This is a genomic window from Sphingomonas sp. 4RDLI-65, from assembly GCF_049472435.1.
In the GTDB taxonomy this organism is placed as follows: domain Bacteria; phylum Pseudomonadota; class Alphaproteobacteria; order Sphingomonadales; family Sphingomonadaceae; genus Sphingomonas.
Genome location: NZ_JBCEBT010000006.1, coordinates 24,041 through 40,655, shown reverse-complemented (window position 1 = coordinate 40,655; position 16,615 = coordinate 24,041). Strand labels below are relative to the sequence as shown.

Sequence of the window (16,615 nt, the reverse complement as noted above, 5' to 3'; positions counted from 1 at the left end):
ACGTTATGGAGATATGTAATGTCGATCGACGTCAAGTACACCACAACCGCCACCGCAACCGGAGGGCGTGACGGCCATGCCAGATCCGAGGACGGCCGATTCGACGTCGCGTTGTCGACGCCGAAGGAACTCGGCGGTGCGGGCGGTGACGGCAGCAATCCCGAGCAGCTGTTCGCGGCGGGTTACTCCGCCTGCTTCATCGGCGCGCTGAAGGTCGCGGGGCAGCAGCTGAAGGTGAAGGTGCCCGACGACGTCGCGGTCACCGCCAAGGTCGGCATCGGCCCGCGCGCTGCGGGTGGTTTCGGCATCACCACCGACCTGACCGTCACGCTTCCCGGGCTCGATCGGGAGCAGGCACAGACGCTGGTCGATGCGGCGCACGACATCTGCCCGTATTCGAACGCGACGCGCGGCAATGTCGATGTCGGCCTGACGCTTGCCTGATCGATAGGCGGCTGATCTATGGACGGCGGGCGGGGTGGCATCCCCGCCTGTCGGCATCGTTCTGGCGTTCGGGAAGAACTGCTTCGTTTCAGAGTTAAGCACCTCGAAGGACTCTGAGAGGCGCGCGCTATGGTACAACGGTGCTATCGTCCGCCTACCGATTTCGGCCTGGCCGAACGCCACTTCGGGTGCTTGCTCGCCAGCAAGCACGCGGCGAATTCGCCATCTCGTCAAAGGTCGGCCAGTTGCGCCGCGCCGCGCGCGACAACGACGCGACGACCTATTTCCCGTTCACGACATCGCCCAACACGTCGCATTCCGACCATTCGAAGCTTTTGAAAAAAATGCGAAAGCTGGCATGCGCCGCGCATGATTCGAACCGCCTCCATGCTCGCCCTCCTTTTGTCCTCGACCGCGGTCTCGGCGCAATCGCCCGCCACGCCGCCCGCCACGCCATCTGCCGAGCCTGCGCCCGAGATCGTCGTCACCGGGCGCGGGTTGGCGGATGCGCCGGGCGATCGGGCCTATGATATCGTCACGATCGAGCGTGACCGGATCCAGGCGAATGCAAGCAATCGGCTGGAGAGCGTGCTCGCCGACGTCGCCGGATTGCAGCAGTTCCGGCGGTCGGACTCGCGTAGCGCCAACCCGACCAGCCAGGGCATTTCGCTGCGCGGGATCGGCGGCAATGCCTCCAGTCGCGCGCTGCTGATCTTCGACGGCGTGCCGCAGGCGGACCCGTTCGGCGGCTGGGTCGCGTTTCCGGCCTATGCGACGGGGCGGCTCGGGCGCATCCGCGTGACGCGGGGTGGTGGCAGTGGATATCAGGGACCGGGCGCGCTGGCCGGGACGGTCGAACTAGAGAGCGCGACGCCCGATCAACTGACGCCGTTCCAGGGCAGCGTCGCTTATGGCAGCCGCGATTCGGTCGACGCGCAGGGCTCGGCGGCGCTGGTACGCGGGTCGGGGTTCGCGACTTTGTCGGGGGCTTACGCGCGCGGGGATGGCTTTACGCCGACCGTCGAGGAGAGCCGCGGGATCGTCGATCGGGCCGCGCCGTATGAGCAGGCGTCGGGCGCGCTGCGGACCGTTGTCGGGATCGGCGCGAAGACCGAATTGCAGATGAATGCGAGCGCATTCACCGATCGGCGCGACCGGGGAAGCGACTTTACCGACAACAAGAGCGAGGGGGCGGATGCGAGCGTCCGGTTGATCGGGCGCGGGCGTTGGGGGTATTCGGCGCTGGCGTATCTGCAGACACGGGCGTTCGCGAGCAGCTTCAACAGCATCAATGCCGCGCGGACGACCGCGATCCAGTCGTTGAACCAGTATAATACGCCTGCCACCGGGCTGGGCGGACGGATCGAGATCGCGCCGCCGCTCGGCGAGAGCATCACGCTGAGGCTGGGGGCGGATATCCGCGACGTGAGCGGCAAGACGCAGGAACTCTATACGTTCGTCAACGCGGCGCCGACGCGGCGGCGCGAGGCTGGCGGCGGCACCACGACGACCGGTGTCTTCGCGGATGGGAGCCTCGTGGCGGGCGACTTCACCTTCAGCCTTGGCGGACGGGTCGACTGGTGGTCGATCGATGGCGGCTATCTGACGGAACGGCCGCTGGCCGGCGGGGCGGCGCTGACCAATCTGCGCTATGCGGATCGCGATGGCAGCGAGACGACCGGTCGGGCGGGCGTGGCGTATCAGCCGGTCGAAGCGATTACGCTGCGCGCTGCCGGGTATCGGGGCTGGCGACTGCCGACACTCAACGAACTGTATCGGCCGTTCCGTGTCGGCAACGATGCGACTGCGGCGAACGCGTTGCTATCGCCGGAGCGGCTGACCGGGGTCGAGGGTGGCGTCACCCTGACGCCTGCGCCGGGGGTCAGCATTGCCGCGACCTATTTCTACAACCGGCTGAAGGATGCGATCGCCAACGTCACAACGACCAACCCGCCGCAGGTGCTGCCGGGGGTCGCGACCTACCGCGTCCGCCAGAATCTCGATGCGATCCGCGCGCATGGGTTCGAACTGGATGCGGCGTATCGGCCGGGTCCGCTGGGCGTGCAAGCATCGTGGTCGCACACGAACTCGAAGGTCGAGGGTTCGGGGATCACCGCCGCTCTGGACGGCTTGCAACCGGCGCAGACCCCGCGTGACCAGGTGTCGGGAACGGTCGACTGGCGGCACGATGCGGCGGCGCTGTCGCTGACCGTGCGGCATATCGGTCGGCAGTTCGACGACGATCAGAATACGCGGGTGCTTGGGGCCGCGACGACGCTGGATGCGTATGCCGCGCTGCCGATCATGCGGTCGCTGGTGGCCGAGGTCCGCGGGGAGAATTTGTTCGGCGAGCGCATCGAGGCGGGGATCAGTGGCGCGAACATAGTCGAACGGGCCACGCCGCGGACGATCTGGGTGGGGTTGCGGTACGGGCTTCGGTGATACTTCTCCATTGAGGGAAACGAAGACAGCGTGTTTCCCCGCGAAGGCGGGGATCCAGTCTGGGCTCCCGCCTTCGCGGGAGAACAAGGAAGGGAAAGCGACGTCCTGACCAACACGCCACCACCCCGGCGGAGGCCGGGGCCCAGTTGGGGAACGTCGCTAACTAAGCGCGGTCCTTCGTTACTGTGACCTTGCCAACTGGGCCCCGGCCTCCGCCGGGGTCGCGCTGTGGACGGTGAGCCAGCTTACCCCAGCGCACCCCCTTGGCGGGAACGACTGTAGAGCGTTCCCCGCGTTGACCCGTGCACGACGCGCGACTAATGCCGCTCTCGTGAAGGGTCCCGGCGACGGGATCAAAAGGGAAGTCGGTGCGCGGGCCGGGTCGTCACGATCCAAATCCGCAAGACCGGCGCTGTACCCGCAACTGTGACCGGATAGCGGCCACCCCGATATGCCACTGGGTTTCGACCTGGGAAGGCGGGGTGGGCGCGGCGACCCGGAAGCCAGGAAACCTGCCTTTCACGGTCGATCCACTGCGCGGGCGGGTGCTCCGGCGCGGACGAGTGCTCCGGTTCAGCCGGGCTTCCTCGAGCGAGAGACGTCTGCCGCTCCCGAATGGTCGTGGGCGGTTCTGCCAGGACGTACCCCATGACGAAGTTCTTCCTTCTACTCGGCGCCGCGGCGATCGCAGCGCCTGCTTATGCCCAGACCATCCCCGATACCGATGCTCCCGAACTCGTCGTCACTGCGAGCCGCGTCGCACAGCCCGCCAGCGAGATCGGCCAGGCCATCACCGTCATCGACCGCGCCGAGATCGAGCGCCGCCAGACCGTTGTCGTCTCCGATCTGCTCGCGACCACGCCCGGTGTCACCGTCACGCGCAACGGCACCGTCGGCGCGCTGACCAGCGTCCGCATCCGCGGTGCAGAGGCGGACCAGACGCTCGTCGTGATCGACGGCGTCCGCGTCAACGATCCGTCGTCGACCGGCGGTGGCTTCAACTTCGGCAATCTGCTGTCGAGCTCGGTCGAGCGGATCGAGGTGTTGCGCGGCCCGAACTCGGTGCCGTGGGGCAGCCAGGCGATCGGCGGCGTCGTCAACATCATCACCGCCGCACCGACCGAAGGCGTGCAAGCTCGCGCCAACGCCGAATATGGCTATGCCGACAGCGTGTTCGCGAGCGCAGGCGTGTCGGGTAAGTCCGGGCCGGTATCGGGCTCGCTGACCGGCGGCTATCTGCGCACCGACGGCATCTCGTCCGCCGCCAGCGGCACCGAGCGCGACGGCTATCGCCAATATGGCGCAACCGGACGGGTGGGCGTCGAGTTCGCACCAGGCATCGGCCTCGACCTGCGCGGCTATTTCGCCGACAGCCGCGTCGAGATCGACGGCTTCCCGGCCCCCGATTACGTGCTCGCCGACACGCCCGAATATTCGAAGACGCGCGAGGCTTACGGCTATGCCGGGCTGCACGCGAACTTCGCTGACGGTCGGATCAACAACCGCGTCGCGTTCACGATCGCCGACATCAACCGCGACAATTACGACCCGAGCTTCGGCAGCGATCCGACCTTCATCGGCCGCGGCCGCAGCGAACGCTACGAATACCAGGGCGACTTCCGCCCGTTCGACCAGGTCCGCGTGGTCGCCGGAGTCGAGCGCGAGAACAGCCGCTTCAACGACGGCTTCACCTTCGCGGATACCGGCATCAACAGCGTTTACGGCCAGCTGATCGTCAAGCCGCTCGACATCCTCACGATCACCGGCGGCGTCCGCAACGACGATCACGACGATTTCGGCAGCCACACGACGTTCGGCGCAAACGCCGCGCTGGCGCTGCGCACCGGCACCACCGTCCGCGCGAGCTACGGCGAAGGCTTCAAGGCGCCGACGTTGTACCAGCTCTTCTCCGACTACGGGAATCGCGGCCTCGATCCGGAGACCGCGCGCAACTTCGACGTCGGTGTCGAGCAGGCGTTCCTCGCCAACCGGGTCCGCGCAGGCGTGACCTATTTCAACCGCCGGACGCGCAACCAGATCGACTTCCGCGATTGCAGCCCTGCAGAGCAGACGACCGCCGGTTCGATCTGCGTCGACCGCCCGTTCGGCGTCTACGACAACATTGCCCGCGCCGAGGCGGACGGCGTCGAGTTCACCTTGGCCTTGCGCCCGGTCGACGCGCTGACGCTGACCGCGAACTACAGCTATATCGACACCGAGAACCGCACGATCGGTAGCGATTTCGGCAACGATCTCGCGCGCCGTCCCAAGCAGACTGCGAGCGTCGACGCCGATTACCGGTTCGCGTTCGGACTGTCGGTCGGCGGTACCGTGACGATGGTCGGCGACAGCTTCGACGACGCCGCCAACACCGTGCGGCTCGACGGCTATGCGCTGGCGGGCGTCCGCGCGGAAATGCCGATCACCGACCAGATCGCACTGTACGGCCGCGTCGATAACCTCACCGACTCGCGGTACGAGACGGTCGCGGGCTACGGCAATTACGGTCGCGCGGCGTATGGCGGCGTGCGGTTGCGGCTGAAGTGAGGCGAAGGCCGATCCTCCTCGCGCTCCTGCTCGGGGGCTGCGCGCAATCCCCCGGAGCGGGCGGTGGCGGGGGGATCGTCTCGACCAATCCGTGCGTGGATTCGGTGCTGGTCCGGATCCTGCCCGCATCGCGGATCGCCGGGATCAGCCATTATTCGCAAGATCCGTCCGCGACCTCGATCCCGCTCGACGTCGCGCGTCGGTTTCGCGGAATCGCCGGGACCGCCGAGGAGGTGATCGCGCTCCACCCCGATCTCGTCATCGCCAGCACGTATACGCCGCCGGCGACCCAGGCGGCCTACGCGCGGGCCGGGCTGAAGACGCTGCTGCTCGGTATCCCGGACTCGATCGCGGAGAGCCAGGCACAGGTGAAGCAGATCGCCGACGCGGTCGGTGCGCCCGCGGGTGGCGTGCGGATCAACGCCGATATCGATCGCGCGGTGGCGCGCTGGAGTCGGACGGATGGACTGTCGCCGAGCGCGTTGCTCTATATCAGCGGCGATCTCGCAACCGGGGGGAGCACGTTGCTGAACGAGATGATGACGCGTGTTGGCTTCCGCAACGCCGCCGCGAGCTACGGCTTGACGCATACCGGCACGCTCTCGGCGGAGACGATCGTGACGCAGCCCCCCGCGATCGTGATCGCCCCCGAACGCGCCAGCCGCGGCACCGCGCTGCGCCGTCGGTTGTTGCCGCGTACGCCGCAAGCCGTCTTCCCCCGCGTCCTGATCAACTGCGGCGGCCCGACCATTCCGCCCGCGCTCGAACACCTCGCCGCGATCAGGGCAAGGCTGTGATGCGACACCCATACCAAAACCACCCCGGCGAAGGCCGGGGCCCAATTGGAATGGTGGAAATAATGGAGCGCTGCACGCCGTCACGATCGTCCCCCAATTGGGCCCCGGCCTTCGCCGGGGTGGCGGCGGTGTTTGGTATGAGCGAGGAGGCGTTCTGATGACCCGCACGCCCAAACTCATCGGGCTCGGCCTGCTGGTCATCCTCCTGTTCGGCCTGTCGCTCGGCTGCGGCAAAGTCTGGGTGCCGCTCGACGCCTGGTTCTCGAGCGACCCGCGCTGGTGGATCATCCTCGAACTCCGCCTGCCGCGCGCGGTCCTCGGCCTCGTGCTCGGCGCCACACTCGGGCTGTCGGGAGCAGTCCTGCAAGGCTATCTCCGCAACCCGCTCGCCGACCCCGCCGTCGTCGGCATATCGTCGGTCGCAGCACTTGGCGCAGTCGCTGCGATCATCTTCGGCCTCGGTTCGGGACCCGCGATCTTCGTCGCCGCGATGCTCGGCGCAGGCGGCGCGGTCGCGCTGCTCGCCGCGCTGACATGGCGGTCGCCGAGCGCGATCACCTTCATCCTCGCCGGCACCGTACTCGCCAGCCTCGCCGGCGCGCTGACCGCGTTCCTGATCTCGATCGCGCCGAATCCCTATGCGGTCGCCGAGGTGATCGACTGGATCATGGGCGCGCTGACCGACCGCGGCTGGACCGACATAAAGCTCGCACTGCCGCCGATGCTGCTCGGCGGCGTCCTGTTGATGCTCACCGGCCGCTCGCTCGATGCGCTGTCGCTCGGCGAGGTGGCGGCGCGGTCGCTGGGGATACGGATGGGGCGTGTCCGGTGGCTAGTCGTGCTCGGCACCGGGCTCGTAGTGGGTGCAGGCGTCGCCGTGACAGGCGTGATCGGCTTCGTCGGCCTCGTCGTGCCGCATCTGCTGCGCCCGATCTTCGGCCACCGCCCGAGCGCCTTGCTGCTGCCTTCGGCGCTAGGCGGCGCGGCGCTTGTGCTCGCCGCCGACAGCCTCGTCCGCCTCGCCCCTGGCGCCGGCGAAGTCCGTCTCGGCGTCGCGATGGCCTTGATCGGCGCGCCGTTCTTTCTCGGGTTGCTGGTCAAGGAACGGGGCCGCGCATGGATCTGATCGTCGACGTGCTGCGCGTGAAGCTGGGCAAGCGCACCGTCCTTCACGACGTGTCCGCGCATCTCCGCCCCGGCCGAGTCACCGCGATCCTCGGTCCCAATGGCGCCGGCAAGAGCACGCTGGTCAAGGCAGCCGCCGCGCTCGTCGGTGGCAGCGCGGGCAGCGTCCGGCTCGACACGCAGGACGTCGCGACGATGGACCCGCGCGCCCGCGCCCGCGCGATCGGCTATCTCCCGCAGGACGCGACGGTCCACTGGAACATCGTCGCGCGCGACGTCGTCGCGCTCGGCCGCCTGCCGCACCTCGGCGCGCATGCCGCGCCATCGCCCGAAGACCACGCCGCCGTCGAGCGCGCGATGCACGATACCGAGACCGCGCACCTCGCCGATCGCCCGGTCGGCGAACTCTCCGGCGGTGAGCGCGCCCGCGTCCTGCTGGCGCGCGTGTTCGCAGGCGAACCCCGCTGGCTGCTCGCCGACGAACCGCTCGCCAGCCTCGACCCCTCTCACCAGATCGACCTGCTCGCCCGCCTGCGCGCCTATCCCGCCAGCGGGGCAGGGGTCGCGATCGTCCTCCATGACCTCGTCCAGGCGCAGCGCGCGGCGGACGACGCGCTGCTGATCGCCGACGGTCGGATCGTTGCGTTCGGTCCGGTCGCCGAGGTGATGACCGCGGACACGCTCGCGCGCGTGTTCGGCGTCCGCGTAGCGCCGCTCGACGATGGCGGCCGCCGGTTGCTGGTCCCGGTCGGGCGCGTCGAGATCGGCTAGCCAAGCGACACGCCCGGTGGATCGAGGCTAAGCCGGGGTCGGCGAGGTGAAAGATCATCGACGCGCCGGGCCCGGTTCACTATCCCGCGCCGGGTGATCGACATTCCCGCCCCCCTTCGCCTGCGCCTCGACGGCGACGCCCTCGTCCAGAACTGGCGCACGCTCGACCGCATGAGCGGCACCGCGGCCTGCGGCGCGGCGGTGAAGGCAAACGGCTACGGTCTCGGCGCGATCGAAGTCGCCCGCCGCCTCGCCGACGCCGGCTGCCGCGACTTCTTCGTCTCGAACTGGCAGGAAGCCGCCGAACTCGCGCCGCTGGGCCTGACCGTGTCCGTCCTCCACGGCGTCCGCGACGAGGACATGCCCGCCGCGGCCACCGGCTTCGCCCGTCCGGTCCTCAACACGCCCACCCAGGTCGCCCGTTGGAAAGCCGCAGGCGGCGGTGCGTGCGATGTGATGGTCGACACCGGCATGAACCGCCTCGGCGTGTCCGCGGACGACATCGCAGGCGGGCTGCTCGACCACCTCGATATCGAGACGCTGATGAGCCATCTGGCCTGTGCCGACGAGGACTCGCCGATGAACGCGGTCCAGCGCGACCGGTTTGCCGCACTCGCAGGCGCGACATCGGCGAAGCGCATGAGCCTCGCCAACTCCGCAGGCATCGCGCTCGACGGCTATGCGTTCGATCTCACCCGTCCCGGCCTCGCGCTCTACGGCGGCGTTCCCCGGAACGAACTAAGCGCGATCCGGCAGGTCGTTCGCCCCGAGGCACAGATCCTGCAACGCCGTCGCGTCCATGCGGGCGACAGCGTCGGCTACAACGCACTCTGGACCGCCGAGGAAGATACCGAGGTCGCGATCGTGAACCTGGGCTATGCGGACGGCTATCGACGGCATTTCACTAATGTCGGCGCAGCGTTCGCGTCGGGCCGGGTGTTGCCCGTCCTCGGCAGGGTGTCGATGGATCTGGTTGCGATCGACATCGACGCGGCCCGGGATCTGGCGGAGGGCGACTGGATCGAGTTGGACTACGCCCTGCCCACCAGCGCAACCGCATCGGGGCTTTCGCAATATGAGCTGCTCACCGGCCTTGGCCAGCGGTTCGAGCGGGCGTGGACGACTAGCTGATAGTCCACGGATCGATTGGCTCTGCGCGGATCCAGCGCGTGGCCAGCCATTTCGCCCCTTGCACTACAGGCAATCCGGCGTGCCGGCTGGATTGGTCGATCGCGCCGTCCCGGGTCAGCGTCCGGAAGACGATCGCATCGCCGCCGCGGGGCGTGATCGTCAGGTTGCTTGCGGGGAAATGTGTTTCGCCGCCGCCATAACCCTCGTTCAGATAGATCAGAACGGTCGCGATGCGCTGGTTCGCGGCATCCTGGATCGTGTCCAGATGCAGCCGGTATTGCTGCCCTGGTCGGTACCGCAATATCGTGAGCGGTTCGCCTTGAGCAATCTTCGTTCCGCTTGCGGCCGCAATGCGCTGGTTGAGCGCACGAACGACCAAATTCTCGCGCGCAGGCCCGATCGCGGTCCCGTCCGAGGTCCGGATCGGATGCGCGATCCAGCGACCTGTGCGCGGATCGATCACGCGGGCAGGCTCCAGCATCGTTGCCGCGACGCTGGCAAGATGTGCGCATTCCGCAGGGGTGAAAAATTTTGGAAAACGGATCACATCGGGCGAAGCGCTCAGTATCTCCTGCGCCGGCAAAGCGATCGGCGCGCCCGCAACATCGATGGCCATCGCCTCGAGCAGCGCCAATTGCTCCAGCGCGATCGGATCGTTTCGTGCCGCGGTTCGCAACAGGGCCAGAGCGGCCGGCCAGTCGGCCTTGCCGCCGCTACCGTTGGCCGTCAGCGCGATCTCCATCAGCGCGGCATCGACATGACCGATCGAAACGGCCCTGGCCAATAGCGTGCGAGCCTTGGCGAGGTCCCGGGAAACGATGTCGCCAGCGAGATACCATACCGCCAATTGCATCACTGCATCGACGTCACCGCGCTCTACGCCGGTGTTCAAAACTACAAGGGCTTCCGGTGCTTGGCCGATCGAAACCAGGTGCAGAGCCTTGGATGCAGCGCTTTGTGTCATGCCCGGTTTCGTATCAGATGGAGCGCGCAAAGCACCAACGCGGAAAACAAAAAAAGGGCCGAGTTTCCTCGACCCTTTTTCTAAACTTGCCGTTCCGATTGCTCAGAATCTAGCGGTGACCCCGATATAGCCGAACCGACCGCGGTTGTCATAGATCGCGCTGCCTGCGCCGACACCCGTGAGACCGTACGGCGGCAGCTTGTTGCTGACGTTGTTCACACCGAAATACATGTTGAAGCGCTCGGTCACGTCAACTCCGGCACGGATATCGTGATAGGTGACGGCCGGGTATTTTTCGATCGTTGCATAGTCGGCATTCTGCGGCGCCTGACCATTCACCGAGTTATAGTCCTCGAAAGTGTTCAGGTACATCTTGTCGATCCAGCGTACCGAGTAGCCGAACGAGACCTTGCCGATCTTGACGTCTGCGGTGATGTTGAACTGGTCGGAAGGATCGCCCAACTCGCCGGTGATCGTGTTCTTGAAGCTTGGATCAGCCGGATTGGTGAAGTTGTCGCGCTGGATCACATGAGTCCAGATGCCCTTGGCGGATACTTCACCCCAGCCGAAGCGGTGGTTGTAGGCGATGTTCGTATCGATGCCGGTCGCCTTCAGCTTGGCGAAGTTGGCAGTCGATTGCAGCAACGAGCCTTCGAGAACACGGAAGGGGATTTCACCGCGCGGACCGCCACCGGCGCCTGCGCGCTTGAACAGGGCACAGAACGGATTGTTCAGGGTTGGCGAGTCGTAGCAGAGATTCAGGATGTTCTGCGCGGCAACCGCGGAGATCACCTTGTCGACCGTGATGTTGTAGTAATCGGTCGAGATCGAAAGGCCCGGCAGGAAGCGCGGCTGGAACACGCCGCCGATCGTATAGGACTTCGAGGTTTCCGCCTCTAGCTGCGGGTTGCCACCGCTGATGATCTCCAGCGACGAGTTGTAGACATAGTCATAACCAGCGGGAGCACCGGCGGCGGTGCAATTCGCTGCACGGGTAGCCGAACCTGTGCCTATGTTGCGGGCCGAGCAGGGATCGTTCGGTGCAGGCGTGAAGTTCTGGCTCTGGGCCGAATACAGGTCGCCAAGATAGGGCGAGCGCACCGACTTCGAATACGAACCGCGCACCATCAGATCACGGATCGGACGCCAGTTTACACCGCCGCCATAGGCATAAACCGTGCCGACCGAACCCTTGTAGTCCGCGACTCGACCCGAGCCGTTGATCGTCAGTTCCTGCAGAAGCGGAACGTCCTTGATCAGCGGGATCGAGATTTCGCCGAACGCTTCCTTCACCTCGAATGCCGGCGAGCGGAAGGCGGGGATCGCGTTGTAGAACGCGTATCCGGCCTGCGTTACCGGATCGAGATCATAGGACAGCGTCTCGCGACGATATTCGCCGCCCACCGAGAACGCGATCGGACCGCCCGGAAGTTCGAACAGCTGGCTGAGATCACCGGATACGAAGCCCATGCCCTGGAACTGGGTCGCCTTGCCGGTCGCTTCGGTCGAAACGGTCAGATATTGACGAGCCGCCTGGCTGATCGATCCGTCGCCGAACGGATTGAGCGGAACGCAGGCCGCGACGTCGGCTGCCAAGACCGCTGGGTTACCTGCCCGGTCGGTACCGGCATAGGCTGGGGTGACCTGCGAGCGGCAGACGATCTGGCCCGATGCATTGCGGACGGTATCGTTGGCGAGCAGGAAGCGCTGGCGGTTGATATTGCCCTGAATGACATTGCGTTCGCGGTGTTCGCCGTAGTTGGCGGACAATTCGTAATGCCAGTCGGTGTTGAAATCGCCACGGACCCCGCCGACGATGCGGTAGGTCTCGCGCCGGATGTTTTCGTCACGGATGCCGAGATCGACATAGTTGCGGCGCGACGAGAAGCGGAACGTTCCGGCTGCGATCTGCGCCAAGGTGGCGTTACGCAGCGCGATGCCGGTCGCAGTCGTGCCGAACGCGGCACCGGTGTTCGGATTGACGCCCGAGTTCACCGCTGCCGTCAGCTGCGCTGCGAGCGTCGCCCGTGCGCCAGCATCGAGATACGGGTTGTCGAGACGAATGCCCTCGCGGTTGACGGGGCCATTGCCGGTCGGGTTGGTGAGAACGTAGGACCGATCGTTGAAGCCGGCGACGGAGATGCCGTCGGCGAGCGTCTGCCCCTGCGAGAAGAAGGGTCCGCTCTGCGAACCGCGGGCTTCCGAGCGGACATATTTGGCTTCGATGAACGGCACGAGTGCCGGGCTGATCTCGAAATGGCCGATCAGGTTGGCAGCATAACGGTTGAGTTCCGGCGACAGCACGAGCAGCTGGCCTTCGCGACCGATATACCCGTTCCCACCAACATAGCTGCCGTTCGGCCCCAGGCCGACGCGGGTGCCAGTCTGCGGGGTTAGCGCACCGCCCGGCTGGAACAGATAAGCGCAGGTGAACGAGCTACCCACTGAATCCACACCGCATGGTGCAGTCGCAGTGTTTGCGTAGCGGATGCCGACTTGGCCGCCGGTCGAAATCGTCGTCGAGCGGATATCGCGGATGAAGACGCGATCAGGAATGCTGTCAGATCCGTTCACTGCGCCTGCCGGATCCGTATCGACGATGACGAAAGCGTCGTTCTGACGAAGATTGGGGCGACCCGAGGCGTAATAGTCCTGCTGATGAGCATATTCGAGATTGACGGCAATGTTGCCGCGACCGTCGGCAAAATTCTTGCCGGCGACTGCCGACAGATACTGGTTGCCTGCATCGCCATATTTGCTGACGCCGGTCTGGCCGTGCAGATCGAGGCCGTCGTAATTTTCCTTGAGGACGAAGTTGACGACGCCCGCGATCGCGTCCGACCCGTAAACTGCCGAATTGCCGCCCGACACGATGTCGATCTTTTCGATCAAGTCGGTCGGGAAGGTGTTGATGTCCGGGCTGTTGCCGTTGTTGATGATCTCCGACGAGACGTGGCGTCGGCCGTTCACCAGAACGAGTGTGCGCGAAGTGCCGAGACCGCGAAGATCGAGCAGGTTGAGGCCGCGAACACCGAGGCCGCTCGTCGAATTCTGCGAGCTGACCGTGCTGCGCAGCTGCGGCAGGTCGTTGAGAACGTCGCCAACCGAAACGCGCCCCGACGAGAAAATGTCAGCGGCGGTGACCGTCGTGATCGGATTGGGCGACTCGTCGTTTGCGCGGCGGATGCGCGATCCCGTGATCAGGATTTCTTCCGTCCCGGCATTTTCCCCCTGTGCGGTCTGGGTCGGCGTGGTGCCATCTGCGTTCACCGGCGGCGAGTTCGCGTCGGTAACGGCTTGCGCAACGGCGAGGCTCGGCAGAAGCGACAAAGCGCCAACCAGCGCGGTCGCACCCAAAAGGCGTGATAAGTTCATGAAAATCCCCCGTTTCGGCATTTGTGCCGTGATGGCCACAAAGTGACGCGGGGGGGGCGGCCACGCAACGGTTTATTACGCTATGATGAACGTGGCGCCATTATTGAACGTCTCGTGTTACAAAGATGCAACAACTGGTAATAAGTTTTACCGTTCTATGCACATCGCGATGCCCATGCCGCCGCCGATGCAAAGGGTGGCCAGCCCGCGCTTCGCGTCGCGCTTCTGCATTTCGTAGATCAGCGTCGTCAGGACGCGCGCGCCGCTGGCGCCGATCGGGTGGCCGATTGCGATCGCGCCGCCGTTGACGTTGACCTTCGATGCGTCCCAGCCGAGTTCCTTGCCGACCGACAGGGCCTGCGCGGCGAAGGCTTCGTTGGCTTCGATCAGGTCGAGGTCGACGAGCGACCAGCCGGCTTTCTCCAGCGCGCGCCTCGTGGCGGGGACGGGCCCGATGCCCATGATCGACGGGTCGACGCCAGCCGAGGCCCAGCTCTTGATCGTGGCTAGGATGGTCGAGCCGCGGCGTTCGGCTTCGTCGCGGCGCATCATCACCAGCGCGGCGGCGCCGTCGTTGAGGCCGCTGGCATTGGCGGCGGTGACGGTGCCGTCCTTCTTGAACGCGGGCTTCACGCCTGAGACGCTCTCGATCGTCGCGCCGGCGCGGATGTATTCGTCGTCGGCGACCACGGTGTCGCCCTTGCGGCCCTTGATCGTGACCGGCGCGATCTCGTCCTTGAAGCGGCCCGAGCCGCGTGCGGCTTCCGCCTTGTTCTGCGAGGCAACCGAGAAGGCGTCCTGTTCGCCGCGCGTGACCTGGTATTGCTCGGCGAGGTTCTCGGCGGTGATGCCCATGTGATAGCCATTGAAGACGTCGGTCAGGCCGTCGCTGACCATCGTGTCGACGAGGGCAAGGTTGCCCATCTTCTGCCCGCCGCGGATCGATTGTGCATGCGCGGAGAGCGACATCGATTCCTGGCCGCCTGCGACGACGATGGTTGCGTCGCCGGTCTGGATCGCCTGGGCGGCGAGGGCGACCGCGCGGAGGCCCGAGCCACAGACCTGGTTGACGCCCCACGCTGGGATTTCCTTTGGCACGCCAGCGGCCATTGAGGCCTGGCGCGCAGGGTTCTGGCCTTGCGCGGCGGTGAGGACCTGGCCGAGGATAACTTCGGAGACGTCTTCGCCTGCGACGCCCGCCTGTTCGAGCGCGGCTTCGATCGCGATGCGGCCGAGTTCGTGCGCGGGCGTGGTGGCGAACGCGCCGAGGAAGCTGCCGACGGGGGTGCGCTTGGCGGCGGTGATGACGACGTCGCCGGGGAGGGGGGCGGTCGGGCGTGGGTCGGTCATGTCAGGATCCTCTATGTTTGGACCCCATGTAGGTCAGTCGAGCGCGGCGATCCAGTTGGCGAGCGGTTCCCAGAGGCGCGTGCGGGCGGAGCGGCCGACGATCATGCCGACATGGCCTGCGCCCAGATCGCGGCGGTCGGCGAGCCCGATCGCGGTGGCGGCGGGAACGATGCGGTCGCTGAGCGATACGAACTCGACGGTCGGGCAGGCGAGCGCGAGCGGATCGATCGGCGTGCCGGCGATGACCCAGCCGCCCTTGCCGGGCAGGTCGTTGGCGATGCAGTCCTCAAACAGCGACGCGGCGGCGGCGTAGGGGAGGGGGGCGCCCGCGTTCGCCCAATCCTCGAGCCGGACGAACGCGCGCGCGGCATCGCTGTCGGGAGCGAGGTCTGCGAACGCTTCGTATTTGGCGATCGTCCGCGCGGGGTCGAGTTGCCAGAAGCCGGCTTGCAGGACTTCCATCGGCAGGAGGCCGAGCATCGCCGCGGCGGGCTGGACCGTGGCCCAGGTTGCGGCGAGTGCGGGGCGGCCTTCGCCATAGCCGCTGAAGTGCCACGGTGCGGCGATCGTCGCTACGCCCGCGAGCGGCATGATGGCGGCGGCACCGAGCGCCAGCGTGCCGCCGAGGCAGTAGCCGACCACGACCGGCGGTTCGTCGAACACCTGCAACAGCGGGACCAGCAATCGCTCGACATGCGCCGCCAGGTCGAGGTCGCGGTCGTCGGTGCCGGGTGTTCCCCAATCTACCAGCGACGCGTGGAATCCCTGTCCGGCGATCCACCGCAACAGCGAAGTCTCTGCGGCGTGATCGAGGATGTCGGGCGGGTTTATCAGCGACGGCACGAACACGACGGGGCGTCCGGTGCCGCCGTAATCGCGCAACGACACGCGCCCGGCGCGGTGGATCGCGGGCTTCGGATCGGGCCGTCGCTCTCGGGGCGCCACTTGGTAGGCGCGCAAGCCGGCTAGCGCGCGCGCCATCCGGTCAGGGAATGCTGCGGTCTCGCTGCGCAGCACGGACAGGAACAAGGGTAAGGGCCTTGGGCCATGCTGCGGACCGTGTTGCGGTGCGTCATCAAAGACTGTAGCCTCCGTTTCAAACATAAGACGGGGGATCCATGAAGAAGCAACCGGCTGCCGACGGAATCGTCATCATCAAGAAATACGCCAATCGGCGACTCTATAACACCGAGACTTCATCCTACATCACGCTCGATCATCTCGCGACGATGACTCGTGAAGGCCGCGACTTCAAGGTGGTCGATGCGAAGACCGACGAGGACATCACGCACAACGTCCTCACCCAGATCATCATGGAGGAGGAAAGCCGCGGCGAGACGATGCTGCCGGTCAATTTCCTGCGCCAGCTGATCTCGATGTATGGCGATTCGATGCAGACGATGGTGCCGGGCTATCTGGAGGCGTCGATGGACAGCTTTCGCCGCAACCACGACCAGTTCAAGTCGGCGGTCGAAGGTGCGTTCGCCAATTCGCCGTTCGCGGATATCGCCAAGCGCAACCTGGCGATGTTCGACGTTGCGGCGCAGGCGTTGACGCCGGTCGCGCCCGCCACAAGTCCTGCTCCTGCTGCCAATAAGGACGACGAGATCGCGGCGTTGCGCACCGAACTCGCGAAGCTGCAGGAAAAGGTCGAGAAGCTCGGCTGATC

At 66.2% G+C, this 16,615-nt stretch carries 12 protein-coding genes and 1 riboswitch; of the genes, 8 read left to right on the top strand and 4 right to left on the bottom strand.

What is annotated here, in order from left to right; genetic code table 11:
* The first annotated feature begins 18 nt into the window (after positions 1 to 18).
* The 7 genes from VH567_RS13755 to alr all read left to right on the top strand — a co-directional run bounded on the left by VH567_RS13755 (position 19) and on the right by alr (position 9,257).
* On the top strand, positions 19 to 444 hold the full coding sequence (locus VH567_RS13755) for an organic hydroperoxide resistance protein (RefSeq protein ID WP_423326826.1): 426 nt from the start codon (positions 19 to 21) through the stop codon (positions 442 to 444).
* A 387-nt stretch (positions 445 to 831) separates the two neighbouring features.
* Positions 832 to 2,886: a TonB-dependent receptor gene (locus VH567_RS13750; protein ID WP_423326825.1), complete on the top strand. Its 2,055-nt coding sequence runs from the start codon at positions 832 to 834 to the stop codon at positions 2,884 to 2,886.
* A gap of 319 nt (positions 2,887 to 3,205) precedes the next feature.
* Positions 3,206 to 3,420: riboswitch (cobalamin riboswitch) on the top strand.
* A 114-nt stretch (positions 3,421 to 3,534) separates the two neighbouring features.
* Complete coding sequence (locus tag VH567_RS13745) at positions 3,535 to 5,433, top strand: TonB-dependent receptor plug domain-containing protein (protein WP_423326824.1); 1,899 nt, start codon at positions 3,535 to 3,537, stop codon at positions 5,431 to 5,433.
* Positions 5,430 to 6,230, top strand: a complete 801-nt coding sequence (locus tag VH567_RS13740; RefSeq protein ID WP_423326823.1) for an ABC transporter substrate-binding protein — start codon at positions 5,430 to 5,432, stop codon at positions 6,228 to 6,230. Before VH567_RS13745 ends, VH567_RS13740 begins: the two co-directional genes overlap by 4 nt.
* Positions 6,231 to 6,387: 157 nt before the next feature.
* The gene (locus VH567_RS13735; protein ID WP_423326822.1) at positions 6,388 to 7,356 is read left to right on the top strand and encodes a FecCD family ABC transporter permease; all 969 of its coding nucleotides are present in this window, start codon (positions 6,388 to 6,390) and stop codon (positions 7,354 to 7,356) included.
* A complete protein-coding gene (locus VH567_RS13730; RefSeq protein WP_423326821.1) occupies positions 7,347 to 8,126 on the top strand; it encodes an ABC transporter ATP-binding protein in 780 nt (259 codons plus the stop codon). The genes VH567_RS13735 and VH567_RS13730 overlap by 10 nt, the downstream gene beginning before the upstream one ends.
* Before the next feature lie 102 nt (positions 8,127 to 8,228).
* On the top strand, positions 8,229 to 9,257 hold the full coding sequence (gene alr, locus VH567_RS13725) for an alanine racemase (protein WP_423326941.1): 1,029 nt from the start codon (positions 8,229 to 8,231) through the stop codon (positions 9,255 to 9,257).
* Here the strand turns inward: alr and VH567_RS13720 are convergent.
* The 4 genes from VH567_RS13720 to VH567_RS13705 form a co-directional block, all read right to left on the bottom strand.
* Entirely contained in the window at positions 9,250 to 10,251 is a 1,002-nt protein-coding gene (locus VH567_RS13720) for a 2OG-Fe(II) oxygenase (protein WP_423326820.1), read from the bottom strand. The genes alr and VH567_RS13720 overlap by 8 nt on opposite strands.
* Before the next feature lie 72 nt (positions 10,252 to 10,323).
* Positions 10,324 to 13,596: a TonB-dependent receptor domain-containing protein gene (locus VH567_RS13715; RefSeq protein ID WP_423326819.1), complete on the bottom strand. Its 3,273-nt coding sequence runs from the start codon at positions 13,594 to 13,596 to the stop codon at positions 10,324 to 10,326.
* Between the two features lie 147 nt (positions 13,597 to 13,743).
* Entirely contained in the window at positions 13,744 to 14,946 is a 1,203-nt protein-coding gene (locus VH567_RS13710) for an acetyl-CoA C-acetyltransferase (protein ID WP_423326818.1), read from the bottom strand.
* Positions 14,947 to 14,979: 33 nt separating this feature from the next.
* Entirely contained in the window at positions 14,980 to 15,975 is a 996-nt protein-coding gene (locus VH567_RS13705) for an alpha/beta hydrolase (RefSeq protein WP_423326817.1), read from the bottom strand.
* 89 nt (positions 15,976 to 16,064) lie between these two features.
* Between VH567_RS13705 and phaR the strand changes: the two genes are divergently transcribed.
* The gene (gene phaR, locus VH567_RS13700) at positions 16,065 to 16,613 is read left to right on the top strand and encodes a polyhydroxyalkanoate synthesis repressor PhaR (protein WP_423326816.1); all 549 of its coding nucleotides are present in this window, start codon (positions 16,065 to 16,067) and stop codon (positions 16,611 to 16,613) included.
* Positions 16,614 to 16,615 lie beyond the last annotated feature (2 nt).